Genomic DNA, 25955 nt, shown 5'->3' on the forward strand with positions numbered 1-25955 from the left:
AGATCTGTTGCAGAGGTCGTTTGATAACTCACTGTTATGAGAGTTTGTTGGGCAAGATCCTCAAGAAAAATCGTCGAACAGGCGCTCTTCGAGCTGCTCAACCTGCTGCTGCAATTTATCCAGAAAACGTAATTTCCGCACTGTATCTGCTGCGGACTCCCACTGCTGTTGATCCAGTTGCTCAACCATCTGCTGACTGCGCGTTTGCGTCATCAACGCCAGACGACGATTGAACTCCGCAAGCAGGGCTTCAGCATTGGGTTGGCGTTCGATAGCATCAAGCTCTTCACGCAACTCCAACTGCTCCATCAGAAACGCGGTATCGTGCATTGTGTGCTGTTCATTGCCTAAATCAAAACCCTGCAAAGATAGCATATACTCGGCCCGTTTTAACGGGTGCTTGAGGGTTTGGTAAGCATCATTGATGGTCGCGGCTTGTTGCAAAGAGGCCAAACGCTCGCGTTCAGGCTGGTTTGCAAAACGGTCGGGGTGGAATTGGCGTTGCAATTCTTGATAGCGGGTCGTGACTAGGTTGCCGTCAATCTGATAGCGAGGCGGCAACCCGAATAATGTAAAGTAATCCATAACATGCTCTGGAGTTATCCCCTTCGCCCTTGAAGCTGCAGGGGTGTTAGCTGCAACTCCAATGACTTTGGGTATATAAGATATCAAGTGCTTGAGGCAGGAACGAAGCCGTGGTTAGACGTTAAAGCTTTCGCCACATCCGCACTCATTTGAGACATTCGGATTGTTGAACTTAAAGCCTTCGTTTAGCCCCTCTTTGACGAAATCCAGTTCGGTGCCGTCAAGATAGACCATGCTCTTGCCGTCGATGATCACTTTCACGCCCTTGTCTTCAAAAACGATATCGTCATCGTTCATTTCGTCAACAAATTCGAGCACATATGCCATACCGGAGCAGCCCGATGTTCTGACACCCAAGCGCAGACCTAAGCCCTTACCACGGTGACTCAAAAAAGCGCTGACCCGTTGTGCAGCACTGTCGCTGATTGATATCGACATACAACAACCTCAACAATGAGCTAGTTATTAATAACTTATGTTAAAACTACCTGCTGACCACAGCCATACCACCATTACTGGTTGGCAGTACGTTTGCTTTTGTAGTCGGCGATAGCGGCTTTAATAGCGTCTTCTGCCAGAATCGAGCAGTGAATTTTGACTGGCGGTAACTCCAGTTCTTCGGCGATCTGAGTGTTTTTGATCGCTTCAGCCTGATCGAGTGACTTACCTTTCATCCACTCAGTGACCAGAGAGCTGGAAGCAATGGCAGAGCCGCAGCCATAAGTCTTGAAACGCGCATCTTCAATGATGCCGGCTTCGTTCACTTTGATCTGCAACTTCATGACATCACCACACGCGGGTGCGCCAACCATGCCGCTACCTACGGTAGGATCTGCGTTGTCGAATGAACCGACGTTGCGGGGATTTTCGTAATGATCGATTACTTTTTCGCTGTAAGCCATGTGATTACTCCTCAATCTTAAAGTCTGGAATTAATGGTGAGACCATTCAATGCTGCTGATATCCACGCCCTGTTTGAACATATCCCACAACGGAGACAAGTCACGCAGACGGCCAATGGATTTACGTACCAGCGCAATGGCGTAGTCGATCTCCTCTTCGGTGGTGAAACGCCCCAGAGAGAAACGAATTGAACTGTGAGCCAGTTCGTCGTTCATCCCCAACGCACGCAACACGTAAGAAGGTTCCAGACTCGCGGAGGTACAGGCTGAACCGGATGAGACAGCCAAATCTTTCAGTGCCATGATTAGCGACTCACCCTCAACATAGTTGAAGCTGACGTTCAGAATGCCAGGTGCGCCATTCTCCAAATCGCCATTCAGGTAAACTTCTTCAATATCTTTGAGGCCGTTCCACAAACGCAGACGCAGTGAACGCAGACGCGCGGCTTCGCTCTCCATCTCTTCTTTTGCGATACGGTAAGCTTCACCCATGCCAGCAATCTGGTGCACCGGTAACGTGCCAGAACGCATACCGCGCTCATGACCACCACCGTGCTGCTGTGCTTCGATACGAATGCGAGGTTTACGGCGAACAAACAGCGCGCCAATCCCCATCGGACCATAAACTTTATGGGCAGAGAAGGACATCAGATCGACTTTCAGTTTGCTCAGATCAATGGGTAATTTACCGACGCTTTGTGTGGCATCAACATGGAAAATGATTCCGCGACTGCGGCACATCTCGCCGATTTCAGCGATATCCTGCACCACACCGATCTCATTGTTCACGTGCATGATAGAAACCAGAATGGTGTCTTCACGCATTGCCGCTTCAAGCTGTTTCAGGTCGATAATACCGTTAGACTGCGGAGCCAGATAGGTCACTTCGAAGCCTTCACGCTCCAGTTGGCGACAGGTATCCAGCACCGCTTTATGTTCGGTTTTACAGGTGATGATGTGCTTGCCTTTCTTCTGATAGAAGTTAGCAGCACCTTTAATTGCCAGATTATCAGACTCAGTTGCACCCGAGGTGAAGACGATCTCGCGAGGGTCAGCACCGACTAATGCGGCAATATCATTACGTGCAATATCAACAGCTTCTTCTGCTTGCCAGCCAAACTTATGGGAACGCGAGGCGGGGTTACCGAAAATGCCATCCAGAGTCAGATACTGCATCATTTTTTCAGCGACACGAGGATCTACCGGGGTCGTTGCTGCATAATCCAGATAGATCGGTGTCTTTATTTTTGATTCGGTCATTGCTCTTATGCTCCGTACATCACTTCCAAAACGTAAAATTCCGCAGATTCTGCTTATGCGCGCAGATTGACGTTGATCGTCTCTTGCGGTCGGCCATTGGCCGTACGGCGCGTATCGTTATTCTGACGATCCGCAACCTCTAGGATATCTTGGTTATTAACCAGTTCTGCGAGTGTGATGTTGTTGAGGAAGCTGCTAATGCGCTCGCTCAGATCACGCCACAATGTGTGAGTCAGGCAACGATCACCGCCCTGACAACCCTCTTTACCCTGACAACGGGTGGCATCAACTGATTCGTCAACGGCAGTGATAACAGCACCGACCGCGATTGCGGATGCATCTTTACCCAGCAGGTAACCGCCACCTGGACCACGTACACTGGCGACCAGACCATTTTTGCGTAACCGCGAAAAAAGCTGTTCCAAGTAGGATAACGAAATCCCCTGACGTTCAGAAATATCGGCCAGAGGAACTGGCCCGTCATGGGAATGTAATGCCACATCAAGCATGGCGGTCACGGCATAACGGCCTTTGGATGTCAGTCTCATAGCTAAATTACCTGTTGGTGAGAACAAGCCAGAATTCTGACATTCTTGAGTATTTTAGTCAACTATTTAACCTAGTAATCCACTCAAGTATTATTTGTCTGTCCCATTCTCAATAAACAGGTACAGATTTCATAATAACCAATTGATATAAATAATTAATTTTTATTATTTTCAGCCGAGTGACCCGCATCACGCTGTGGATATTTACCCTGCTTTTCGATTGATGTCAGCATACCGCGCAAGATATTCAGCTCTTGAGCCTCTGGACGCGCACGGGTAAACAGGCGACGTAACTTGCTCATTATCTGGCCTGGATGTGCCTGACGGATAAAACCGCTATGGGATAAAACCTGTTCCAGATGCAGATAAAAGCGCTCCAGATCGTCCACCAATGGGTAAGGGGCTTCCTCTTCTTCTATGACGGGTGCCGCCGCTTGCTGGCGATCAAGGAAGGCCACTCGCACTTCATAGGCTAAGATTTGAACCGCCATCGCCAGATTCAATGAGCTGTATTCTGGATTTGCGGGGATCGCGACATGATAATGGCATTTTTGTAGCTCCTCATTGGTCAAACCCACTCGCTCACGACCAAATACCAGTGCAACCGGTGCATGTTCTGCTTCACGCGCGCTGCGCACGCCACATTCACGCGGCTCCAGCATGGGCCAAGGCAAGGTGCGGGAACGGGCGCTTGTCCCGACGACCAAGCTGCACCCAGCCAGCGCTTCATCCAAGGTATCGACGATTGTGGCATTGCCAATGACATCGCTGGCACCGGCAGAGAGCGCAATCGCCTGAGAATCAGGTTTTACCAAAGGATTGACCAGATACAAATTGGTTAATCCCATTGTTTTCATGGCTCTGGCTGTGGAACCCATGTTGCCGGTGTGGGAGGTCTCAACCAAAACGATACGGATATTGTGTAACATACAAACTCTGAGGATAACGGGGAATCGGCATATCTTAACACAGACGTATACCCAAGCTACTTCGAGATGCAGGTAGGCGGCAACTGAGTGAACTCCTGGGAGCTTAGATAACTAAGTGACCGGGATAAGGGAAGACAGCCAACACCCCTGCATCTTGAAGGGGGACGGGTATAGGCATTTATCAGAACCCCTGCTATACTATGCGCCGTTTCTCGTTCTTTAACATCCTAGTGGAAAGATACCCATGCATCCGATGCTGACTATCGCCATACGCGCTGCGCGTAAGGCCGGTAACCTGATTGCCAAAAATTATGAGACCCCGGACGCTGTCGAAGCGAGCCAGAAAGGCAGTAATGACTTTGTTACTAACGTAGACCGTGATGCGGAGCATCTGATCATCGACGTTATCCGTAAATCTTACCCAAAACACTCTATTATTAGTGAAGAGTGCGGTGAGTTGCTCGGCGAAGATTATGATGTGCAATGGGTTATTGATCCACTGGATGGCACTACCAACTTCATCAAACGTCTCCCCCATTTTGCTGTTTCTATCGCCGTGCGCATCAAAGGCCGCACTGAAGTGGCGGTAGTTTATGACCCAATGCGTAACGAACTGTTTACAGCTACCCGTGGTCAGGGCGCTCAGTTAAACGGTTATCGTCTGCGCGGCACCAACGCCAAAGATTTAGACGGCACTATTTTAGCCACTGGTTTCCCATTCAAAGTAAAACAGCACGCGCCCGCTTATCTGCGCGTGGTGGGTAAACTGTTTGAACAGTGTGCTGACTTCCGTCGCACCGGTTCAGCGGCGCTGGATCTGGCGTATGTAGCTGCTGGTCGCGTTGATGGCTTCTTTGAAATTGGCTTGAAGCCGTGGGATTTCGCGGGTGGTGAGCTGTTAGTTCGTGAGTCTGGCGGTATCGTGACTGACTTTGCTGGCGGCCATAACCATTTCAGCTCTGGCAATATCGTGGCCGGTAATCCACGTATTGTGAAATCTATCGTTCAAGCCATGAGCGATGAAATCAGTGATGCATTGAAGCGCTAACGCTTCACGAGTCGCTGTTTCAACGAAAAAAGCCAGTCGGCTAATCCTGACTGGCTTTTTTTATTGCGAAATTTAGCGCCCGAAGGGCCGGATGCCCCCCATCATTTCTGGCTGGCTGGAGAGATAAAGCAGCACGCCAGCAAACAGCAAGATAATCCCGCCCGTTAGCGCCAACGTCGCCCATGCAATTGCCCCCCAAGCCGCAGGTGCCCGCTTGCGGCTTAAATGTACTGCCAATCGCCGCGCATAGTGTACAAAAAGGGCCAACAGCGAGATGGTGAGTGATGTCCCGATTGCCATGGCGATGGCCGATAAAATGCCCCACCAATATACTCCAATTACCTTGGCAAACAGCAGCACCATAATCGCACCGGAACAGGGCCGCATCCCCATCGCCAATACAATCGCCAAACGGGTGCGCCAGTCATCACCCGCCTGTAGCTCTTGGGCGCTGGGCAGATGGCGATGCCCACAGCCGCAGTCGTCACTGTGGACATGATCGGCCTCCAGAGGCTGTATCCGCTTGATAGTGATTTTCTGCGGTTTTAGCGCTTTTACCTGCTGATAAAGCCGTTTTATGGCGCGAAAACAGAGCAAAACGCCCAATGCAATCACCAGTAAGAAACTCCCCTTCTCCAGCCAGAAACTACTTTGGTGCAGATAGCGGGAGGAGAGTTGCAAAACCCCCAGCAATAATGTGACCAGCAAGATAGCCACCCCACCTTGCAGTATCGAGGCGGCAAAGGTCAGTTTCAGGCTACCTTTTAGCTGCGCTGGATGGGTTGCCAGATAAGTGATTATCACCACTTTACCGTGCCCCGGCCCCACCGCATGGAGTACCCCATAGATCAGGCTGAACATCATCAGCGCCATGCCAGTCTGATGAGGATTCTCCTTGACCTGTTGCAGTAACTGCGCCATCTGTTGATGCATACTTTTTTGCCAAACCACGGTTTTGAACAGCAGTTCAGGCCAATAGAGCCATGCCACTTGTGCCGCGCCAGCCAGCAGCAATAAAAACAGCAACAGTGGCCAGAGGTTTATCACCCAATGCCGCTGCCGCGTAGCCGCTGTGATACCTACTGACATTGCACAGTTATCCGTTGTGCGAATTGTTTTCCAAGTTCCATATCTTCTCCTGGGGAATCACTTTTATCCAACGACAACGCATAGGCCTGTAATGAGCTATTGGGGTTCGGCGTGAATAGGGTCAACTGGCAGCTTTTTTCCATTTCAGCCGATAACCTGACCGCCTTGTTACCGTCATAGGTCATATCCACAAAATAGGTCGGGTCGTAAGTTGAGATAATAAAAGGTTTACCCACCAGCGGCTGTGGCTCGGCCAGTGGCATCACAAACTCCAACACCGCCTGATGCCCCTTACGGGACAAGTGATACTCTGTCGGTAAATTTTTATATTTCACTGGTTTACCATCACGGTAAATATCCGTGAAGTAGTGCTGCCCCAACACATTTGCCATCACTTCAGCGGCCAATTTTTTCCAGATTTCAGAGTCACTTTTGGCATTTTCTGCGTCATAGAGCAGATCGGCCGAGGTGATTTCATCCATCGTCCAGACCATTTTCACCCCCACCAGCCTCTGTTTTTCACTGACGAAAGTGGCGTCCATATCAATAAAACTGTGCGGATGCGCCCCAGCCAATGGGCTATAAATAACGGCGCTCCCCGCGAGTAGTAAGGCCAATAGTCGGTTCATTACGACTAAATAGTAACGATATAACATATCATGCATTAATCAATCCTTGGATACTCTACGGTAACTATGATGTAAATCGATGTAAAAGCTCATCGACTCATTAAAACGGATAGAATCTCTTTTGCTATGCTTAAGGATGATGAATAACAACACATCCATCACGGAAGGTTATATGCGCTTGGAGACTTCTTCTGTGCCCCTGTTATCCGATCAACCACTATCAAGCCAACAACGGCGCTGTCATATGGTGCTCATGCTGTTTATGCCTGCGCGCAAGGTGCCACTGGAAACTATCAGCCAATTCAATGGGGTCGGGATACCGACTACCCGGCAAGATATAGCCGAGGTGGCTAACGAAATCCAGCGTTTCTACCATTTGCAGCTCAGTGCCGATAGCAACGATCATTGCGTGATTCAGGGGAGTCACCTCGACCAAAGACTCTGCCTGATTCATTGGTTGCGGCGTGGCTTGCGCTATTGCCCGCATTTCGTTGAGAACCAGTTTGCCCCCAGCCTATATCAAGCATTGTCGTGGGATGACTCGGTGCTATCGCAGCATTTACCCCACGTCGTCAGCCAGTGCGAACCGCACCTTAATCGGCAGCTCAATGACAAAGATCGCCAGTTTTTACAGCTCTATTTAGCCTATTGTACTTGGGAAAGTCAGCAGCAAGCACCGCCTGAACTCTCACTCACCCAGCAACAGTGGTTAAAATGTAAACCCGCGTTAGCGGCGGCTGACAGTTTGTATGATTCACTTAATCCACTGTTAGGCCACTCGCTATTGGGTCATCCGCTGGATAAGGTTGAACGGGATATCCTGATCCTGATGTTGACGATGATTAAAGCGCACAGCTATCACAGCACTCAATCAGCGGAAGATAACCGCCTGATTGAGGCTATTTATCTGTTGATCGCGCGTTTTCAGCAACTTTCAGGTATGACTCTCGGCAGTAATGACACGCTGATCAGCCAGCTCTTTGCCCATCTGGCCCCCGCCATTGAGCGCTGTTATTTCAATATCGGTATTGATAATTCATTACTGGAAGAGGTGATCCGTAAATATCCCCGGCTGCTACGGATCACCAAACAAGCGCTGATTATTTTCGAACAGGAGTATCAGATTGAATTTTCCACCGACGAAGTTGGCCTGATTGCCATTAGCTTTGGTGCGTGGCTGATGCAGGAAAATGCCTTGCAGGAGAAGCAGATTTTACTGCTGACGCGAAATAACCCGCAATTGGAACAGCAGGTGGAGCAACAGGTTCGCGAGTTAACCCTACTGCCGTTGCATATTAAGTATTTGCCCCATGATGTTTATCTGCAATCCGGCGCGCCACCAGGCACAGCGGTGGTGCTCACACCTTATGCGGTACGCCAACCTGAATCAGCCCCGCCACTGATTCAGGTGTTCTTGCCACTAAGTGACAAACAAAACAAGCAGTTACGCAACGTGCTGGAATTGCCTTAGTCGGTTTGCTCTTCCTGACTCGCTGCCACTTGAGGGCGAATAAACAGCGCCGGAATCACAATCAATGCCATCACCCAGAACACGCCTCCTTGATAATGCTCAAACAGGAAACCGGATATCACGGTCATCACCGCAATCCCCCCGCCCATTGCCAGTGCTGAATAGACCGATTGTAAGCGGATCACATCTGCCCCACGCCGTGCGGCAATAAACCGCATCGCCGCTAAATGGCAGACGGTAAACGAACCACAATGCAGGATTTGAATCAAAATGAGCCACGGCAGCTCAGTGGTTGAGGCCATTAGGCTCCAACGAATAATCCCGGTAATGGCAGAAAGCAGCAGCAGACCACGGGCAGTCCAGCGACGAAATAGCACATTACTGAACGCGAAAACCAGAATCTCGGCCACCACCCCTAACGACCATAAATAGCCAATGGTCGCAGCAGAATAGCCCGCCTCTTTCCAGTAAATGGAGCTGAAACTGTAATAACCGGCGTGTGCACCTTGCAATAAGGTGACACAGAGTAAAAAGCGCCACACTTGTGAATCAGACAGCAGCACCTTCCAGTGAGTGGCGACCACATTACGATGCTTAACCTCACCCTGTGGCATCACATTAGGTTTCAGTAGTGCGCCCAGCAACATGGCTGAAACACCAAAAATCAGGCTATAGAGAATGGCAGGATGACCCCAAATGGAGACCAATTGACCAGTCAACGCCGAACCGATAACAAAAGCTAACGATCCCCATAGCCGGACTTTGCCGTAATCCATGGTGATCTGTTTCTGCCAAGTGGCCGCTAGCGCATCAGTCAGTGGCACCAATGGGCCAAAAAATAGGTTAAATCCGGCGATCACCAGCATCAACCATGCCCAACCATGGCCAAAGCAAAAACCGACCACAAACACCAGTGTCAGCAGTGACAAAATGCGAATAGCTGTTACCAGATGGGAAGGATCTTTAACACTGGGGGCAATCAACAGACTGCCAAGAAATCGGGCAATTAACCCCGCGCCCAGTAAAATACCAATAGTTTCAGGGGGTATCCCTTCCCCTTGTAACCAGATGCCCCAAAAAGGCAGGAAAATGCCATAAGAAAAGAAATAGGTGAAGTAGCTGAGTGACAGCCAACGTGTTGATTGTAATACCATGAATCCCTCCGAGGTCAGCCATCACTGTGACAGAGGCCCCGTCTGCTAGCAACTTTGTCAGTATGTAAACATGGAGTTTGAGGTTAAGTTCACACTTAAGCCACAAGATTGACAAAATGCTCACAAGCGATGCGATATCCCGCGCATTATGCAATGGTCTTGGTTGCCCTCTGACACACATAAAAAAACCCGCATTTTCGCGGGTTTTTATTCGGCTAAAGCAAATTTGGCAATTAAAACAAATCCGACAATATTATGCGTAAACCGGTAAACGGGCGCAGATATCCAAGACTTTTTGCTTCACACGTTCAATGGTTGCTTCATCGTTGATGTTGTCCAACACATCACACATCCAGCCAGCCAGTTCGCGAGACTCTGCCTCTTTGAAGCCACGGCGGGTAATCGCTGGGCTACCAATACGCACACCGGAAGTCACAAACGGACTTTTCGGATCATTAGGTACGCTGTTTTTGTTCACAGTGATATTGGCGCGGCCTAAAGCAGCATCAGCATCTTTACCGGTGATATTTTTATCCACCAGATCCAGCAAGAACAGGTGGTTTTCAGTACCGCCAGAAACCACTTTGTAGCCGCGATCCAAGAACACCGACACCATAGCTTTGGCGTTTTTAGCCACTTGCTGCTGGTAAATCTTGAACTCAGGTTCCATGGCTTCTTTCAGCGCGACCGCTTTACCCGCGATAACGTGCATCAATGGACCACCCTGATTGCCAGGGAAAACAGATGAATTCAGTTTTTTGTAGAGGTCTTCATCTCCCCCTTTCGCCAAAATCAAGCCGCCGCGTGGGCCAGCCAGTGTTTTGTGCGTGGTGGTAGTCACGATATGTGCATGAGGAACGGGGTTAGGGTAGACACCCGCAGCCACCAGACCGGCTACGTGAGCCATATCCACAAACAGCCATGCATCAATGCTATCTGCAATTTCACGCATTTTTGCCCAATCAACGATACCGGAATAGGCAGAGAAGCCGCCGATGATCATTTTTGGTTTATGTTTTTCAGCCTGACGTGCCAGATCGTCATAATCAATCTGACCCGATTCGTCGATGCCATAAGGCACGATATTGTACAGTTTGCCGGAGAAATTCACTGGAGAGCCGTGAGTCAGGTGGCCGCCGTGTGCCAGATTCATCCCCAGAACCGTGTCACCCGGTTGCAGCAATGCGGAGTAAACCGCGACGTTCGCTTGTGAGCCTGAGTGTGGCTGAACGTTGGCATAATCAGCGCCAAACAGCTCTTTCGCGCGGTCGATAGCCAGTTGCTCAACCACGTCAACATACTCACAGCCACCGTAGTAACGCTTGCCCGGATAGCCTTCAGCATATTTGTTCGTCAACTGAGAACCCTGCGCCTGCATAACACGCGGGCTGGTGTAGTTCTCAGACGCAATCAGTTCGATGTGCTCTTCCTGACGCACCACTTCTTGCTCCATTGCACGCCATAGATCTGCATCATAATCGGCAATGTTCATTTCACGCTTTAACATCCGGCTCTCCTGACTTAGCTAACAAAATATACCTTGAAGGTCACCCGTTTGGGTTCTGACCCACAGTGTAAACTGTTTCCCCCTCGTTATGATAGGTCTTGACAGAGGTTTTTACGCAAACGATTGGCTCCAGACTGGGTAAGGCTTTGAGCTGTTCAAGGTTCATCCAAGGCAAGGGAATTATCCTCACATTCATCATGTGCTTTTTTCACATTATGTGAGCTGAGATGCCACTCTAATCCCCTATAACGACAAAGTGCATTTACAAATGAGGGGGCAAACTATAAGATGCATTTAAAATACATGTATTAAATTGCACACGATAAAAACCCAAAATACTTTTAGCTTCGGCTTTGAGTACCAAGGGATAAAATGACCAAGGAGTCACCATGCTTGACCACCAAACCATCGCCACCGTTCAATCCACCATCCCATTGCTGGCCGCCACCGGCCCTAAACTGACCGCGCATTTCTACGATCGCATGTTCGAGCACAACCCCGAGCTAAAGCACATATTCAATATGAGCAATCAGATAAATGGTGATCAGCGTGAAGCGCTATTCAACGCCCTTTGCGCTTACGCGGCGAATATCGACAATCTTGCCGCCTTGCTGCCCGCCGTCGAGCGAATTGCCCAGAAACATACCAGCCTAAATATTCAGCCAGAGCACTATGCTATCGTCGGCCATCATTTAATCAGCACGCTGGATGAAATGTTCTCACCCGGTCAGGAAGTGCTAGATGCTTGGGGGAAAGCGTATGGGGTACTGGCTGATGTGTTTATTCAGCGGGAAAATCAGATTTATCAACAAGGTGAAAAAAGTACTGGTGGATGGAGAACGTTGCGCCGCTTCCGCATCATCAAAAAAGAGATGCAGAGTGAGGTGATTTGCAGCTTCGTGCTCGCACCAGAAGATGGTGGCCGAGTGCTGGATTTCAAACCGGGTCAATATCTGGGTATTTATATTGAAGATGAGCAGCTCGAGTATCAGGAAATTCGCCAATACTCACTGACCGCCGCACCAAACGGCAAGACTTACCGCATTGCGGTGAAACGTGAAGAGCAAGGCACAGTCTCTAACTATTTACACCAACAACTGAACGAAGGCGACACGGTACGTATCGCGCCTCCTCGTGGTGATTTCTTTCTGGATATCTCACCGGATACCCCAGTGGCGCTGATCTCCGCCGGCGTGGGCCAAACCCCGATGTTGAGTATGCTTAATTCCCTGCACGACCAGCAACATGCCGCATCAGTGCATTGGCTGCACGCCGCTGAAAATGGCCGTGTTCATGCATTCGCCAATGAAGTCGCGGCGATAGCAGAAAATATGCCTAATCTCAGCCGCCACATTTGGTATCGCGAACCCACCGCGCAAGATAATCCGGGGGAGGATTATCACAGCAAAGGGGTGATGGACCTCAGTTCACATCAGTGGTTGGCGGCCGATCCCAACCGACATTATTACTTCTGTGGCCCACTAGGATTTATGCAATTTGCCGGGCGTCAATTATTGGCACAAGGGGTTGCATCCGAACGAATTCACTATGAATGTTTCGGGCCGCATAAAGTGATTTAATTATTGAATTTTATTTAATTTTCTGTGAGAGGTCATTCGGCCTTTCACATATTTCCGCGCCATAAATTCCGTCTGATTATTGTACTTAAATTTGGTAGAACGTGATTTAGATCTCATATATCCTAACTTAATATTGCCACGATGAGACATTCGGATGAATGTCTCAATATTCATATAACTGAAAGTTATTGATGTGGCTAAAATTATCCCCTCACTATTTATGACTCGGTAATATAATTTATCCCCAAGGAACTTGGTGTTGTCGTAAGACTTCAACTTCGTAAGGGATGTTGCTGAGTGTAATAAGGCTGAATTGACCTACCATGAGTAAGAAATTCATAAAAAAAGAAGGGTTGGCATTAGTATCTATGGCGCGCTATTTAATTGGTGAGCGCCCCGGCAATCGACTGAAAACTATTGATGAATTATCAGAAGATTTCGGCATCTCCGTCGGTGTTGTGCAGCACGCCTTAAAAGTGCTGGAAGCGGATGGAGCCATCATCGTTGAACGCCGTGGCCGCAATGGTACCTTATTGATTGACCTGAATATGCCACTGTTACTGCAACAGGCGGATCTGGGTAATATGGTGTGCGCTATGCCGCTCCCCTATACTAAACTTTATGAAGGTCTCGCCAGTGGTTTAAGGGAGCAATTTACCTTACTCCCCCTCTATTTTGCTCATATGCGTGGGGCTGAAGTGCGTATCGAATGCCTGATAGATGGTATTTACGATATGGCGGTGGTGTCGCATCTGGCCGCAAAAAGTTATCTGGCCCAAGGGCGAGTGGCGATGGCATTAAATCTGGGAAATGGCTCCTACGTGGATGGCCACCAGCTTATTTGCCGTCGTGGCGAACAGCACACGATTCGCCGGGTAGGATTGGACCCGCGTTCACCCGACCAATGTTTGCTGACTGAAATTAAATTTGCCGGGCAACCCATTGAGTTGGTTGAATTACCTTATAGTGACTGTATTGTGCACATTAATCGTGGTGATATTGATGCCGCTATTTGGAATCTGGCTGATGATGTTCCCCATGAACATTTACAAGCCATCAAACTGCAAGGCGATGCGCGTTATATTCAAGCCTCACAGGCGGTCATCCTTATCCGGCCAGATAACCACCCCATCAAATTATTGCTGGAGAAAGGGATCAACGAAACATTGCTGCTGAATCATCAGCGGGCAGTACAGAGGGGCGAAATAGAGCCTCGTTATTAATCACTTCGACTTAGCTACAGGCTAAGCTGTTGTTTTCAGGAGGCAAACTCTTTGGAAATTTGTGTTGATCCGCGTCTTAATATTTTGTGTCAGGCTGGGGTGATTGATGCCGATATTGGTCAGGGTTTAGATCAAGTTATCAATCGGTTAGAGAATTTTTGGCAGTTGCCGATTCGTAGCGAGCAGGGGGCGATGGCGATCACTCATATGGCAAATGCATTAATGCGCACCCGCCGTGGTGAGGAGATTAATGCTTTGGACCCAGAGATACTCGCTGAAATCGTCCAATGCGAAGATATTCACTATATTCGTGAGATTAATCAGGATTTATTGGCCTATTTTTCATTAAAACCAGCTGAAAATGAAATTGGATATTTACTCGCGAACCTTTACGGTCTATATCTTTCTAGTGACTTGCCACCTCTGCGCTAATTTAGCTTTGTGGCACGGTTTCAAGATAGACAACACTAGGGTTCTTTTTGTTATAAATATTCAAAATAATAATGATTTAATAAAAATAATTATGCCTCAGGCGCTTAGGACATGAAATGTTTCTAAAAACCCTATTAAAACAAAACAGTAAATTAATTGATGCGGCTATTTCGTTCTGGCATCAGGGAAAAATCAATCCAGATAGCTATGTTATTGATGTTGAACAAACAGAGGCCAATGCCCGCTTACTGCTAAAAACCGCTCATCATAACCAGATAAAACTGTATCTGATGAGCAAGCAGTTCGGGCGCAACCCTGAACTCTGTCGCCGCCTATTGGCCTGTCGTTATGAGGGCACGGGCTTTCAGGGCATGGTGGCCGTTGATTTCAAAGAAGTGCGGCAGCTCTATCAGCACGATATCCCTGTCGCTCATGTGGGTCATTTAGTACAGCCACCCTCCGGCATGGTGGCCGAAATAGTCCGTCAGCGGCCGGAAGTGATTACCGTTTTCTCATTGGAGAAAGCATTGGAGATCTCACAGGCAGCGCACCAACAACACATTACTCAGCCACTAATGCTGAAAGTCTGTCAGGCTGGCGACGTGCTGTATGCCGGGCAAGAAGCGGGGTTTGAATTAACGCAGTTACCCGCAATCATCGCGGCCATCCGTCAATTACCGGCGGTGCGATTAGTCGGGATAACCCACTTCCCTTGCATGATGTATGACCCCTCTTCACACCAGACCTTACCCACCGCGAATATGCGCACCTTACTGGCAGCGCGAGATATATTGGCGGCTGAGGGCGTAGATATTGAACAGGTGAATGCCCCTTCAGCCACCAGTTGTTCTACCCTGCCACAATTAGCCCAATTGGGCGTGACACACGGAGAACCCGGCCATGCCCTCACGGGGACAATCCCCGCCAATCAGCAGGGTGATCAGCCGGAGCAGATATCTATGCTCTATCTGTCCGAGATTTCCCACCATTTTTCGGGTAACAGCTATTTCTTTGGTGGTGGCTACTATCGCCGAGGTCATCTAAAAAATGCACTGATTCACCACGACAATCAGTTCAGCCAAAGTTCGGTATTACCGACTGATGAGAGCAGTATCGATTACTGCCTCCGTTTAGCGGGTGAATTCCCGATAGGCAGCCCGGTTATCATGAGTTTCCGCACCCAGATATTTACGACTCGTAGTGACGTGGTATTGATTGATGGCATTCAAAGCGGGGAACCCCGTTTACTCGGTTGCTATGACAGTCGCGGCAATCGGTTGGGTTAACAAACCCGGATAATCAGCGTCAACCTAATGCTTTAGCCTATGTAATATGTTCTCGTGATAGCTTTATCGAATAATATGGCTGATAAGTCATATTATTACTGTACTGATTGATTAATCTGCCGATATATTAGTTGCCGACATCATAAGCGACACTAATGAAATCAATCGCCCAGCGATAAACGGCTGTCAATATCGGGTGAGATTTTGCCCCTATATTTACCTGTTTCGGAGCCTGCCCGATGATTAATCCCAATGGATACACCTACGCGCACGAACATCTCCACATTGATCTGTCTGGATTTAAAAATAATCTGGACTGTCGGCTGGATCAATATCAGCCCATCTGTGACGAAATGCGCGAATTAGTGAGCAAAGGGGTCGCCAATATCGTCGAAGTGACCAACAGATACATGGGCCGTAACCCCCAATTTTTATTGAATCTGATGCGCGACAGTGGCATAAATGTCATCGCTTCAACCGGTTACTATACCGACAGTTTCTACCCGCAAATGGTGCGCGAAAGCACGGCGCAACAATTGGCGCAGACCATGATTGATGAGATCGAAACGGGGATCGACGGTACTGAACTGAAAGCGGGCGTGATTGCCGAAATCGGCACCAGTGAAGGTGTGATTACCCCCGATGAAGCAAAAGTTTTTCATGCCGCAGCGCTGACCCACCATGCTACCGGCCTCGCCATCTCGACCCATACCAGTTTCAGCACCATGGGCTTACAACAGATAGCCCTGCTCAAACAACATGGTGTGCCGCTGGATCGCGTGGTTATCGGCCATTGCGACCTGAAAGAGCAGCCGGACCTGATACTAGAAATGATCGATATGGGCGTCTATGTCCAATTCGATACTATTGGTAAAAACAGCTATTTCCCCGATGAACGCAGGGTCGCAATGCTTGTTATGCTGGCTGAACACGGTTTATTGGACAAAGTGATGCTGTCGATGGATATCACCCGCCGCTCCCATTTAAAAGCGAATGGTGGCAGCGGGTTTAGTTATTTAGTTGATTCGTTTATTCCCATGTTACTGGCCGCAGGGATTTCCCACGCTCAGGTGGAAATGATGTTGCGCCACAATCCTAATAAATTTTTCGCCACGCAAGGAAAGTGATTATGAAGAAGATTGGCATTGCCGGGCTGCAACGAGAATTAATTCGCGAAATGATTGAGCAGACGGCTCCGAATACCTTTGAGACATTTATTCTCTCGGACATGGATGCAGCCGTCAAAGTGAAAGAGGGACAGTTGGATTACTACATTGGTGCCTGTAATACCGGTGCTGGCGCGGCATTATCCATGGCTATCGCGATTATTGGCTACAACAAAAGCGCGACTATCGCCAAACCCGGCATCAAAGCCAAACCTGAGCAAATAGAAAAAGTGGTGGCAGAAGGTAAAGTGGCGTTTGGCTTATCCGTCGAACATATTGAACATGCCATCCCATTGCTGATTACACAGCTACGCTAAGGGGCCACCGTGGATTATATTCATATTGTTGTGGTTGCTCTGCTAACAGGGATGACTGCGTTGCTTTCTCACCGTTCTGTTGCCGTGTTCCATGACGGCATCCGCCCGATTTTGCCGCAATTGGTTGAAGGAAACATGAGCCGCCGTGAAGCGGGCAGTATCGCTTTCGGTCTGAGTGTCGGCTTTATTGCCTCCGTTGGTATCTCGTTTACGCTCTCAACCGGTCTGCTTAACTCCTGGTTACTGTTCCTGCCCACCGACATCATTGGTGTGCTGGCGATCAATAGCTATCTGGCCTTCGCACTCGGTGCCGCTTGGGGCATTTTGGCCCTCACTAGCCTGCCTGCGGTGAACACCGCGCTCACCTCATTGCCAGTGAACTTTATTGGCTCGTTAGGGGAGCTGAGCAGCCCGGTCATTTCCGCCTTTGCCCTGTTCCCACTGGTGGCTATTTTCTATCAATTTGGCTGGAAAACCGCGGTTGTCTCCGCTTTTGTGGTGCTGCTGACCCGTCTGTTGATTACCCGTTTTACGGGATTATTCCCTGAATCGATTGAGATTTTCGTTGGCATGGTGCTGCTGATTGGTATCGCCATCGCCCAAGACTTGCGAGCAAAAACCCACCTAGGAGGTGGTGGGCACTCTGTGTTTGAAGAGCGAACCCAGCGCATCATTAAAAATCTCCCCATGCTGGCGATTGTCGGCGGGTTAATCTCAGCGGTGGCAAGTATGAAGATCTTCGGCGGTAGCGAAGTGTCGATCTATACACTGGCGAAAGCCTATGCCCCCGGTATCACGCCGGAAGAATCGCTGGCCCTGATCCATCAAGCCTCACTGGCTGAGTTTATGCGCGGTCTCGGCTTCGTGCCGTTGATTGCGACTACCGCACTGGCGACCGGGGTTTACGCGGTGGCGGGGTTCACCTTCGTCTTTGTGGTCGGCTATCTGGTGCCTAACCCATTGCTGGCAGGCGTGCTCGGGGCGATAGTGATATCGCTGGAAGTGTTGATGTTACGTTCAATCGGTAAATGGTTGGGCCGCTTCCCATCAGTACGCAATGCCTCGGATAATATCCGTAACGCCATGAACTTGCTGATGGAGTACGCGCTGTTAATCGGGGCTATTTTTGCCTCGATCAAGATGGCCGGATACACCGGTTTCACCATCACCACAGCGCTCTATTTCCTCAACGAGGCGATTGGCCGCCCAGTGATGAAAATTGCAGCCCCAGTGGTCGCGGTGATTATCGCCGGTATAGTGCTGAATATATTCTACTGGTTGGGGCTATTTGTTCCTGCCTAAATGGCCGCGTTCAATATAAGTCAGCTTGAGATGTAAAAAAGAAAAAGCCCGTATCGTTTTGCACGAACGGGCTTTTTTGTTGCCAGTGAGGCAGAAATTAAATCGCTTCTTCGTCCTGCTCACCGGTGCGAATACGTACCACGCGGGAGACATCAAACACGAAAATTTTACCATCGCCGATTTTACCGGTCTGCGCTGTCTGCATAATCGCTTCGACACAGGTATCGACGATATCGTCCGCCACCACAATTTCGATTTTGACTTTTGGCAGGAAATCCACCATATACTCAGCGCCACGGTACAGTTCGGTATGCCCTTTCTGGCGGCCAAAACCTTTGACTTCTGTCACTGTCATCCCAGTGATGCCAACCTCAGCTAGCGCCTCACGGACATCATCCAGTTTGAATGGCTTAATAATCGCGTCAATTTTTTTCATGGTGAATCCCTGTTGTTACCAATTCTTGCGGCCAAAGCCTGATGTAATCGGATAGCGTCTATCTTTACCAAAATTGCGGGCAGTGATGCGCGGCCCGACAGCTGACTGACGCCGTTTGTATTCATTGATATCTACCAAGCGGATGACCTTACGCACGATAGTTTCATCAAAGCCGTCTGCGACCAAATCGGCCACCGACTTATCTTGCTCGACATAACCTTCGAGAATGGCATCCAAAATATCATAAGGCGGCAGGCTGTCTTCATCTTTCTGATCGGGTGCCAGTTCCGCAGACGGTGGGCGGGTGATCACCCGCTGTGGGATCACGTAGGAGACCGTATTGCGGTACTCCGATAATTTGAATACCAAGGTCTTGGGCACATCTTTCAGCACATCAAAACCGCCCGCCATATCACCGTATAAGGTGGCATAACCCACGGCCATTTCACTTTTATTGCCAGTGGTTAATACAATGCTGCGGCGCTTGTTGGAGAGCGCCATCAGCACCACGCCACGGCAACGCGCCTGAAGGTTCTCTTCCGTGGTATCACGCGCCGTATTGGCAAACATCGGTGCTAGTTGGCCCATGAAAGCATCAAACATCGGCTCAATGGAGAGCACATCAAATTCGATGCCCAGAATTTCCGCTTCCTCTTTGGCATCGGCAATACTGATATCTGCGGTGTATCGGAACGGCATCATCAATGCCTGAACCTTATCTTTACCCAGCGCATCAACGGCAATCGCCAGTGTCAATGCAGAGTCAATCCCACCGGATAAGCCCAGCACCGCGCCATTAAAGCCATTTTTCGTGACGTAATCACGCACCGCCAACACCAGCGCCTCATAGACCTGCGCTAATGGTGGTAATTCTGCGGCGGGAGCCATCATCGGCACCACTTCGCACTCATTGAGCTGCAATAAGGTAGTTTGCTCAGCAAATGCGGCCAAACGGTGGGTCAGGTTACCCGCCGCATCGAAGGCTTTGGAACAGCCATCAAAAATCAGCTCATCCTGCCCGCCAATCTGGTTGAGATAGACCAAGGGCAAACCCGTTCGCTGGCAATGTGCGGCCATCAAAGTTTTACGGATATAGGGTTTTTCGCGGTTGTAAGGGGAGGCATTGATCGACAGCAGCACTTCTGCACCGGCAGCTTTCGCGGCATCAACCGGGCCATCGAACCATAAATCTTCACAAATCAGCAGCCCGAGGCGGTAGTCTTTTAGCGCCACCACACAACTTTCATGGCCGGCTGAGAAGTAGCGTTTTTCGTCGAACACGCCGTAGTTCGGCAATTGCTGCTTAAAATAACGCGCCAGCAATTTACCCTCAGAAAACAGTGATAATGCATTGTACAGGTGACCCGCTTCGCGCCACGGATGACCCACCAGCACCGCGATATGCTGGGTTGCGGCTTGTAAACGATCCAGTTGCGCTTCACAGCGTTGATAAAAATCATCGCGATACAGCAGATCTTCTGGCGGATAACCGGACAAAGCCAGCTCAGAGAACATGACCAGATCGGCCCCCGCCTTCTGCTGCTCATTTAAGGTTTGCAACATACGTTCAGTGTTGCCTTCGATATCGCCAACCAGCCAGTTCAACTGGGCTAACGCAATGGAAAGTGATCTGCTCATTTGTATTTAAACTCGGTTATCAGCGTTGTCATTGATTAACAACAGTTATTCTTTAAAATCGTTGGCATCCAGCTCATGGCGTGACAACAATTTGTAAAACTCGGTTCGGTTACGCCCCGCCATTCTGGCGGCTTGGGTCACATTACCTTTGGTGATTTGTAGCAGCTTACGCAAATAATTCAATTCGAATTGATTACGCGCCTCAACAAACGTCGGTAATGCGGTATTTTCCCCCTCCAGCGCCTGTTCAACCAGTGCTTCACTGATCACCGGTGCCGAGGTTAATGCCACACATTGTTCGATGACGTTGACCAACTGGCGCACGTTACCGGGCCAACTGGCCGTCATAAGCCGTTTCATGGCGTCGGTTGAGAAGCTACGGACAAAGGGCTTATGGCGCTTGGCTGATTCACGTAACAGATGGTTCGCCAACAGCGGAATATCTTCTGAGCGCTCATGTAGCGCAGGGATTTTCAGATTCACCACATTCAAACGATAGTAGAGATCTTCGCGAAATTCATTTTTCGCCATCGCCTTAGGCAAGTCGCGGTGCGTGGCGGAGATCACTCGGACATCAATGCTTAAATCGCGGTTACTGCCCAATGGGCGCACTTTGCGCTCCTGCAAGACTCGCAGCAATTTCACCTGCAAAGACAACGGCATATCGCCGATTTCGTCCAAGAAAAGTGTACCGCCTTCGGCGGCCTGAAATAGCCCTTCACGGCTACTGACTGCACCAGTAAATGCGCCTTTGGCATGACCAAATAATTCGGACTCAAGCAACTGCTCAGGTAACGCGCCACAGTTGATGGCGATAAAGGCTTTTTTCGCCCGAGGGCTAGCTGCATGGATAGCTTGCGCCAAGACCTCTTTACCCGTGCCGCTTTGCCCATTAATCAGCACGCTGACATCAGATTGCGCCACCATTTTAGCTTGTTCCAGCAAGCGCAACATCACTGGGCTGCGGGTCACTATCTCTTCGCGCCAAGAATCATCACCGGCAGGCATAGAAAGCGCTAAAGCTGCATCGATTGCTTTATATAAAGCATCGCGATCAACCGGTTTGGTCAGGAAGCTGAACACCCCTTGCTGAGTCGCGGCGACGGCATCAGGAATCGAGCCGTGAGCTGTCAGGATAATCACTGGCATACCGGGTTGATGCTTCTGAATTTCGACGAACAGCGCCATGCCATCCATTTCGTCCATCCGCAAGTCACTGATCACCAAATCAATCTTCTCACGCATTAACAGGCGCAATGCTTCCTGACCGCTTTCAGCGGTGGTGACATTAAATCCTTCGCTGGTTAAACGCATCCCCAGTAACTTAAGTAAGCTGGGGTCGTCATCAACCAGCAGTAGATTGGCCGGTTTGCGTGGCGTCATGAGATTCCTTATTCGTCGCAGGGGAGACATCCGTTGGCGGCACCACTGGCGGAGTATCAGCCGGTTTTTCTATTAATGGTGCTGCCGATTTAGCCTCAGGTTGAGGTGCCACTGGCTTGACGTCGATGGGCTTGGTTTCTGCCGGTTTCGTTTCTGTCGGCTTAGTTTCTACTGGCTTAGTTTCAGTCGGTTTAGCTTCAGTCGGCTTAGTTTCTGCCGATTTAGTCTCTACTGGCTTAGCTTCAGTCGGTTTAGCCTCAGCCGGCTTAGTTTCTACTGGTTTGGCTTCAATCGGTTTAGCTTCAACGGGTTTGGCTGGCTCCACTTTGGGCTGAGGTTTAGCCTCTGTCGCTTTGGGTGCCGCTGCTGCGGGTTTGCTCTCCGCGTCAGTTTCCGGAATTTCATTCTGTAGCTGCTTACGCGAGGAGAGCTGCCGTTCGATATCGGTTAGATTTTCCAACTTACGGGTAGTGTCCAGTAAGTTATATTGCAACCGGACTTGGCTCTCCCGCAGACGATCAATCTGAGCATCCGATTCGTCCTGTAAGCGCTGATAGCGAATTCGCTCTTCAGCAAGGGAGATGCGCAGAACCTGCTGCTCGCGCCACAGTTGAATCAGTGGGCGCACAGCACCGGGGATGGTTTGGCTATAGCTGTTCAGGCGTTCAACCACCTGACGCCGTTCGGCCATTGACGGCTCGGCACTGCTAATCAAAATGCCTTGTTTAAAGGCCGCAGACCATGTTGCGACTGGCAAGGTTTTCGCTAATGCTCGCGCTTGCGTTGAACCCAGACGCTCGGCACAGTCCATCGCCCTTAACCAGTAAAGCGAGTTTTCCAACGTCTCTTTATCATCAAGATCCCACAGCACATCACAGGATAAGGTACGATAATCAACGATTTTCGTTTCCGGCATCACCATCTGGACCGCTTGTGAAAAACGGTTGCTAGCAGGATTATCCGTACACCCGGTGAGTAAAAGTGGGGCCAGCAATAACGCTCGCCAAAAAATACCCGTGCCCTGACTGCCCGCTGCTATAGCGGCCACAGTTGATGTAGGACGTGATAAAAAGACGGTCTTTTTAATGATGCTGCTCATAGACCATTTGTACATTATTCATTCATTCTCGGCGGTTAATGGCAATTCAACACGGAAACAGACGGCGGCGTAATCTACGGACACCAGTTGCAAGTCGCCCTGCATGCGTCTGATACAATCCTGAGCAATACTCAGCCCCAATCCGCTGCCTTTGACAGCCCCTTTTCGTTGATGGCTTCCCTGGAAAAAAGGCTCAAATATCATTGTTTCTTCTGAATTCGGGATGGGCGCCCCGCTATTGGCGATATCGATTTGTACGCGGTTATCTACCTGACGACTGCGAATCCAAATGGTACCGGATTCCTCGCCATAGTGTACCGCATTGGAGTAGAGATTATCTAATACCCGCATTAATAGCGTTGGGTCTGCCCAACAAATGTCCACCTGCAAATCCTGCTCGGTGCGGATCATCTTGGCTCGCGCCGGTAAACTGTGCGCGGAGATCACATCCTCGACCATTTCGGCCAGTTCAACATTTTCAAGTTCACCGGGGCCATCCGCTAATTTGCGGTTATAGTCCAGCAATTGCTCAATCAGTAGCTGTAAATGGCGGCTGCTATTATCGAGGATAGCCACCACCTCTTTTTGATCTTGCGTCAATGGCCCGGCAACTTCATCAGCCAGCAGCTCGGTTCCTTCGCGCATACTGGCTAATGGCGTTTTCAATTCATGGGAGATGTGGCGCAAAAACTCATGGCGCTGTGACTCTAGCCAGGCCAAGCGCTCGCTGAGCCAAATGATGCGCTGTGCCAGTGAACGTAGCTCCCGTGGCCCTTTAAACAAGGCCGTATTACCCAGTGGCCGCCCCTCCCCCAAGCGATTAATCATTCGCTCGATACCTTTAACCGGCCCGATTATCATACGGGTGAATAGCACTACTAATAGCACACTCACTAAAAACAGCAGCAGGGATTGCCAGCCAAAGAATTGCCCACGTTCGGCGATATCTTTTTGCAGTTGTTGACCGCGAGAGAAAATCACATCGCGGGTGGCCTGTACCATTTCGGCATTCGAGCGAGAGAACTGCTCCAATAAAGTGGAGGCGTTCTGTTCCGGGCCGCTATTTTTACATTGAATATCAGAAAGTTGGTCTAGTAGACCACTCAGAGTTTGATAGTAGCGGGCATCCGGCAAGATAGGGGCATGGGTCGCCAGCATTTGCGCGTACTGTTTACGCTGATGCTGGTACAACTTCGCCAGTGTCGCATCATCCAATACACAATATTGGCGATAGCTACGCTCCATTTCGAGCGCGATGCTGGTCATGGCTTCGCTGCGCCGGGCATCTGCCAGCGTAGTGCGATTAATATCAGCCGCCTGCGTGCTCAAATGGTCAAGGCTTTGATAAGCCTGATAGGCCAGAACCAATAGCGGCAGCAGCACCAACAGAAATGCCATGAGCACCAGTTGACGTAAAGATCGGGGAAATAAGCGCCATCTTTTCAACGAAATCATCTCATTACCTATCATTCTGTTGTGATGCTAACTGACTTTGTCAGGATTACAATGCTTGCAACTCAATAAATACCGATATCACGATGTGCGGGATAAAAAAAAAGCACTGAGCTTTGAGCAAAGTGCTTTTCATCGAGGTTGCTTGTTCATTATCGTCAAAATCGTCATCAGACCTGCTTTTAGTGTCAGAGACAGCCGGAATGGAGAGTTTTAAATGTCACAACCATTAAATGTGACAACGGGGCAATAAATTGCCCCGTTGCAGAATATGTGGATGCCCTTATACATCGTCTCCAGTTTGATGAAGCCGAAGCAATCATCGGGAGGATGAGACGAATAGCATCCATATATGTCCAAAATTGATGAACAACTCATCACAGCAGGACATAGGCGGTACCTCACTCAACGTGTCGCCCGATGTTTGATAATGTGTATTCACACGATATCGGTTTAGGTGGACGATAGGTACCAGTCTTAGGCATCATTCGATGGCTTATGAAGCGCATATTCCGCTTAACAGCGGGACTATCATAAAAAGGTGAATGAGCATCTGACAGTAATAATGCAGAAAGCGTGCCAAGTTTTAATTAATTTTATTAAATGATTGAATTTATTTACTATTTTATTTTAAAAAACCATCATATTCGAAAATCACGTAGTGACTGTGGCAGCATTTCCGCTGTTTTGTCGCCGTTTCCCGACACTGAACACCCATAAAAATAAAATCTATAAAAATCAATTGATTAAATGTCTCCTTTTTGAGACACACATTCAGGTGATTGTCTCAGTTTCCCGACAATAAAACTAAAAACCTTAATAATCATTGCTTTAACATTTATCCAATCAGCGTTTAACCATCGGACTCCCTACCGTCTGCCCCCCCTCAACTTATGCACGACAACTAAAATCACCATCACATCATAAATTATGAGATTTAATAATTGCAGCGAACGAGTCACGCTAATCACTCGGCTCTAGTCGCGATAAAAAATATCAGATAATGACTTTCATGATAAATCACGCTATTAACGCCATAATATGAGCACTTCCCCACGGAGGTATTATGCTGAAAATATCTAATACAATATTAGTTTCTATTTCACTCGGATTTATCATCACTTGCTTTAATGCTCATGCCGTAAAACCCACATACGCCATAATGGAGCAGGGTGCTAGTTTAGCGCCACTGGCCATGAACGCTGGAGACAGTGCCCTCCCAGAGTTCACAGTGAATGATGTCAGAAGCACCTATCACCTTGTAGAAAACAACGCCATAGTTGACTTTATTATAAGTTCCAATGAGTTCCTAAACTATTATGCTTATGTGAGAAGAAATAACGTTATCTATGGCGATGCATCAGGTTTTGTTAATAATCGTTCGGTTGGTGTCGCCATATTAGCTAAAGAGATGAGTATGGGACATTACGAACTGGTAATAGATGCTTATAATAATGATAAGCTTTCGGCAAATAAAACATTTACATTCTTGATAGTCCAATAACACAATAATTTGATA

General features: G+C 49.0%; 25 protein-coding genes. 10 read left to right on the forward strand and 15 right to left on the reverse strand.

The window, feature by feature from the left end; all coding sequences use genetic code 11:
• Positions 1-60: 60 nt before the first annotated feature.
• The 6 genes from hscB to trmJ all read right to left on the reverse strand — a co-directional run bounded on the left by hscB (position 61) and on the right by trmJ (position 4224).
• On the reverse strand, positions 61-585 hold the full coding sequence (hscB, locus tag HRD69_RS19965) for a co-chaperone HscB (protein WP_004874656.1): 525 nt from the start codon (positions 583-585) through the stop codon (positions 61-63).
• Between the two features lie 114 nt (positions 586-699).
• Complete coding sequence (gene iscA / locus HRD69_RS19970) at positions 700-1023, reverse strand: iron-sulfur cluster assembly protein IscA (RefSeq protein WP_004874655.1); 324 nt, start codon at positions 1021-1023, stop codon at positions 700-702.
• Between the two features lie 74 nt (positions 1024-1097).
• Positions 1098-1487: a Fe-S cluster assembly scaffold IscU gene (gene iscU / locus HRD69_RS19975; RefSeq protein ID WP_004874654.1), complete on the reverse strand. Its 390-nt coding sequence runs from the start codon at positions 1485-1487 to the stop codon at positions 1098-1100.
• A gap of 30 nt (positions 1488-1517) precedes the next feature.
• A complete protein-coding gene (locus tag HRD69_RS19980) occupies positions 1518-2732 on the reverse strand; it encodes an IscS subfamily cysteine desulfurase (RefSeq protein ID WP_032813951.1) in 1215 nt (404 codons plus the stop codon).
• A 68-nt stretch (positions 2733-2800) separates the two neighbouring features.
• The gene (gene iscR / locus HRD69_RS19985) at positions 2801-3295 is read right to left on the reverse strand and encodes a Fe-S cluster assembly transcriptional regulator IscR (protein WP_004393583.1); all 495 of its coding nucleotides are present in this window, start codon (positions 3293-3295) and stop codon (positions 2801-2803) included.
• 155 nt (positions 3296-3450) lie between these two features.
• The gene (trmJ, locus tag HRD69_RS19990) at positions 3451-4224 is read right to left on the reverse strand and encodes a tRNA (cytosine(32)/uridine(32)-2'-O)-methyltransferase TrmJ (protein ID WP_004874652.1); all 774 of its coding nucleotides are present in this window, start codon (positions 4222-4224) and stop codon (positions 3451-3453) included.
• A gap of 244 nt (positions 4225-4468) precedes the next feature.
• On the opposite strand from trmJ, the gene suhB reads away from it, so the two are divergent.
• A complete protein-coding gene (suhB, locus tag HRD69_RS19995; protein WP_004874651.1) occupies positions 4469-5272 on the forward strand; it encodes an inositol-1-monophosphatase in 804 nt (267 codons plus the stop codon).
• A 72-nt stretch (positions 5273-5344) separates the two neighbouring features.
• Here suhB and HRD69_RS20000 read toward each other — a convergent pair whose 3' ends face one another.
• Both HRD69_RS20000 and HRD69_RS20005 read right to left on the reverse strand, forming a co-directional pair.
• Positions 5345-6361 carry a nickel/cobalt transporter gene (locus HRD69_RS20000; RefSeq protein ID WP_032813932.1) on the reverse strand — a complete coding sequence of 339 codons (1017 nt, stop codon included), beginning with the start codon at positions 6359-6361 and terminating at the stop codon, positions 5345-5347.
• Positions 6352-7017 carry a DUF1007 family protein gene (locus HRD69_RS20005; protein WP_161597830.1) on the reverse strand — a complete coding sequence of 222 codons (666 nt, stop codon included), beginning with the start codon at positions 7015-7017 and terminating at the stop codon, positions 6352-6354. The genes HRD69_RS20000 and HRD69_RS20005 overlap by 10 nt, the downstream gene beginning before the upstream one ends.
• 145 nt (positions 7018-7162) lie before the next feature.
• On the opposite strand from HRD69_RS20005, the gene csiE reads away from it, so the two are divergent.
• The gene (csiE, locus tag HRD69_RS20010; protein ID WP_032813949.1) at positions 7163-8461 is read left to right on the forward strand and encodes a stationary phase inducible protein CsiE; all 1299 of its coding nucleotides are present in this window, start codon (positions 7163-7165) and stop codon (positions 8459-8461) included.
• Here csiE and HRD69_RS20015 read toward each other — a convergent pair.
• Complete coding sequence (locus HRD69_RS20015; RefSeq protein ID WP_032813928.1) at positions 8458-9615, reverse strand: 3-phenylpropionate MFS transporter; 1158 nt, start codon at positions 9613-9615, stop codon at positions 8458-8460. The genes csiE and HRD69_RS20015 overlap by 4 nt on opposite strands.
• A 253-nt stretch (positions 9616-9868) precedes the next feature.
• Positions 9869-11122 carry a serine hydroxymethyltransferase gene (gene glyA, locus HRD69_RS20020; protein WP_004874647.1) on the reverse strand — a complete coding sequence of 418 codons (1254 nt, stop codon included), beginning with the start codon at positions 11120-11122 and terminating at the stop codon, positions 9869-9871.
• Positions 11123-11511: 389 nt separating this feature from the next.
• On the opposite strand from glyA, the gene hmpA reads away from it, so the two are divergent.
• From hmpA to HRD69_RS20055, 7 genes are all read left to right on the forward strand, one after another.
• On the forward strand, positions 11512-12702 hold the full coding sequence (gene hmpA, locus HRD69_RS20025; RefSeq protein ID WP_004874646.1) for an NO-inducible flavohemoprotein: 1191 nt from the start codon (positions 11512-11514) through the stop codon (positions 12700-12702).
• A 323-nt stretch (positions 12703-13025) separates the two neighbouring features.
• The gene (gene yhfZ, locus HRD69_RS20030; protein WP_004874644.1) at positions 13026-13925 is read left to right on the forward strand and encodes a GntR family transcriptional regulator YhfZ; all 900 of its coding nucleotides are present in this window, start codon (positions 13026-13028) and stop codon (positions 13923-13925) included.
• A 51-nt stretch (positions 13926-13976) separates the two neighbouring features.
• Positions 13977-14357: a PRD domain-containing protein gene (locus tag HRD69_RS20035; protein WP_004874643.1), complete on the forward strand. Its 381-nt coding sequence runs from the start codon at positions 13977-13979 to the stop codon at positions 14355-14357.
• 116 nt (positions 14358-14473) lie between these two features.
• Positions 14474-15643 carry a YhfX family PLP-dependent enzyme gene (locus HRD69_RS20040; protein WP_004874642.1) on the forward strand — a complete coding sequence of 390 codons (1170 nt, stop codon included), beginning with the start codon at positions 14474-14476 and terminating at the stop codon, positions 15641-15643.
• A gap of 239 nt (positions 15644-15882) precedes the next feature.
• On the forward strand, positions 15883-16770 hold the full coding sequence (locus tag HRD69_RS20045) for a phosphotriesterase-related protein (protein WP_004874641.1): 888 nt from the start codon (positions 15883-15885) through the stop codon (positions 16768-16770).
• Positions 16771-16772: 2 nt separating this feature from the next.
• The gene (locus tag HRD69_RS20050) at positions 16773-17126 is read left to right on the forward strand and encodes a DUF2620 domain-containing protein (protein ID WP_004874640.1); all 354 of its coding nucleotides are present in this window, start codon (positions 16773-16775) and stop codon (positions 17124-17126) included.
• Between the two features lie 51 nt (positions 17127-17177).
• Entirely contained in the window at positions 17178-18428 is a 1251-nt protein-coding gene (locus tag HRD69_RS20055; RefSeq protein ID WP_050413186.1) for a YhfT family protein, read from the forward strand.
• A gap of 97 nt (positions 18429-18525) precedes the next feature.
• On the opposite strand, the gene glnB is transcribed toward HRD69_RS20055, so the two are convergent.
• From glnB to HRD69_RS20080, 5 genes are read right to left on the reverse strand one after another with little or no spacing between them, the layout of a single operon-like run.
• Complete coding sequence (glnB, locus tag HRD69_RS20060; protein ID WP_002231018.1) at positions 18526-18864, reverse strand: nitrogen regulatory protein P-II; 339 nt, start codon at positions 18862-18864, stop codon at positions 18526-18528.
• 15 nt (positions 18865-18879) lie between these two features.
• Complete coding sequence (locus HRD69_RS20065) at positions 18880-20502, reverse strand: NAD+ synthase (protein ID WP_004874638.1); 1623 nt, start codon at positions 20500-20502, stop codon at positions 18880-18882.
• Between the two features lie 45 nt (positions 20503-20547).
• On the reverse strand, positions 20548-21885 hold the full coding sequence (gene glrR / locus HRD69_RS20070) for a two-component system response regulator GlrR (protein ID WP_032813923.1): 1338 nt from the start codon (positions 21883-21885) through the stop codon (positions 20548-20550).
• Positions 21848-22984, reverse strand: a complete 1137-nt coding sequence (gene qseG, locus HRD69_RS20075; RefSeq protein ID WP_152412082.1) for a two-component system QseEF-associated lipoprotein QseG — start codon at positions 22982-22984, stop codon at positions 21848-21850. Before qseG ends, glrR begins: the two co-directional genes overlap by 38 nt.
• Before the next feature lie 18 nt (positions 22985-23002).
• Entirely contained in the window at positions 23003-24439 is a 1437-nt protein-coding gene (locus HRD69_RS20080) for a sensor histidine kinase (protein WP_032813919.1), read from the reverse strand.
• A gap of 1063 nt (positions 24440-25502) precedes the next feature.
• Between HRD69_RS20080 and HRD69_RS20085 the strand changes: the two genes are divergently transcribed.
• The gene (locus HRD69_RS20085; protein ID WP_032813917.1) at positions 25503-25940 is read left to right on the forward strand and encodes a hypothetical protein; all 438 of its coding nucleotides are present in this window, start codon (positions 25503-25505) and stop codon (positions 25938-25940) included.
• The last annotated feature ends 15 nt before the right edge of the window (positions 25941-25955 follow it).

The sequence above is a fragment of the Yersinia mollaretii ATCC 43969 genome, assembly GCF_013282725.1.
In the GTDB taxonomy this organism is placed as follows: Bacteria; Pseudomonadota; Gammaproteobacteria; order Enterobacterales; family Enterobacteriaceae; genus Yersinia; species Yersinia mollaretii.

Bases quoted from the DNA above. Each gene is read 5' to 3' on its own strand.
- hscB (WP_004874656.1), bottom strand. From the start codon at position 585: ATGGATTACTTTACATTATTCGGGTTGCCGCCTCGCTATCAGATTGAC.
- iscA (WP_004874655.1), bottom strand. From the start codon at position 1,023: ATGTCGATATCAATCAGCGACAGTGCTGCACAACGGGTCAGCGCTTTT.
- iscU (WP_004874654.1), bottom strand. From the start codon at position 1,487: ATGGCTTACAGCGAAAAAGTAATCGATCATTACGAAAATCCCCGCAAC.
- iscR (WP_004393583.1), bottom strand. From the start codon at position 3,295: ATGAGACTGACATCCAAAGGCCGTTATGCCGTGACCGCCATGCTTGAT.
- trmJ (WP_004874652.1), bottom strand. From the start codon at position 4,224: ATGTTACACAATATCCGTATCGTTTTGGTTGAGACCTCCCACACCGGC.
- suhB (WP_004874651.1), top strand. From the start codon at position 4,469: ATGCATCCGATGCTGACTATCGCCATACGCGCTGCGCGTAAGGCCGGT.
- HRD69_RS20000 (WP_032813932.1), bottom strand. From the start codon at position 6,361: ATGTCAGTAGGTATCACAGCGGCTACGCGGCAGCGGCATTGGGTGATA.
- HRD69_RS20005 (WP_161597830.1), bottom strand. From the start codon at position 7,017: ATGTTATATCGTTACTATTTAGTCGTAATGAACCGACTATTGGCCTTA.
- csiE (WP_032813949.1), top strand. From the start codon at position 7,163: ATGCGCTTGGAGACTTCTTCTGTGCCCCTGTTATCCGATCAACCACTA.
- HRD69_RS20015 (WP_032813928.1), bottom strand. From the start codon at position 9,615: ATGGTATTACAATCAACACGTTGGCTGTCACTCAGCTACTTCACCTAT.
- glyA (WP_004874647.1), bottom strand. From the start codon at position 11,122: ATGTTAAAGCGTGAAATGAACATTGCCGATTATGATGCAGATCTATGG.
- hmpA (WP_004874646.1), top strand. From the start codon at position 11,512: ATGCTTGACCACCAAACCATCGCCACCGTTCAATCCACCATCCCATTG.
- yhfZ (WP_004874644.1), top strand. From the start codon at position 13,026: ATGAGTAAGAAATTCATAAAAAAAGAAGGGTTGGCATTAGTATCTATG.
- HRD69_RS20040 (WP_004874642.1), top strand. From the start codon at position 14,474: ATGTTTCTAAAAACCCTATTAAAACAAAACAGTAAATTAATTGATGCG.
- HRD69_RS20045 (WP_004874641.1), top strand. From the start codon at position 15,883: ATGATTAATCCCAATGGATACACCTACGCGCACGAACATCTCCACATT.
- HRD69_RS20050 (WP_004874640.1), top strand. From the start codon at position 16,773: ATGAAGAAGATTGGCATTGCCGGGCTGCAACGAGAATTAATTCGCGAA.
- HRD69_RS20055 (WP_050413186.1), top strand. From the start codon at position 17,178: ATGACTGCGTTGCTTTCTCACCGTTCTGTTGCCGTGTTCCATGACGGC.
- glnB (WP_002231018.1), bottom strand. From the start codon at position 18,864: ATGAAAAAAATTGACGCGATTATTAAGCCATTCAAACTGGATGATGTC.
- HRD69_RS20065 (WP_004874638.1), bottom strand. From the start codon at position 20,502: ATGAGCAGATCACTTTCCATTGCGTTAGCCCAGTTGAACTGGCTGGTT.
- glrR (WP_032813923.1), bottom strand. From the start codon at position 21,885: ATGACGCCACGCAAACCGGCCAATCTACTGCTGGTTGATGACGACCCC.
- qseG (WP_152412082.1), bottom strand. From the start codon at position 22,984: ATGAGCAGCATCATTAAAAAGACCGTCTTTTTATCACGTCCTACATCA.
- HRD69_RS20080 (WP_032813919.1), bottom strand. From the start codon at position 24,439: ATGATTTCGTTGAAAAGATGGCGCTTATTTCCCCGATCTTTACGTCAA.
- HRD69_RS20085 (WP_032813917.1), top strand. From the start codon at position 25,503: ATGCTGAAAATATCTAATACAATATTAGTTTCTATTTCACTCGGATTT.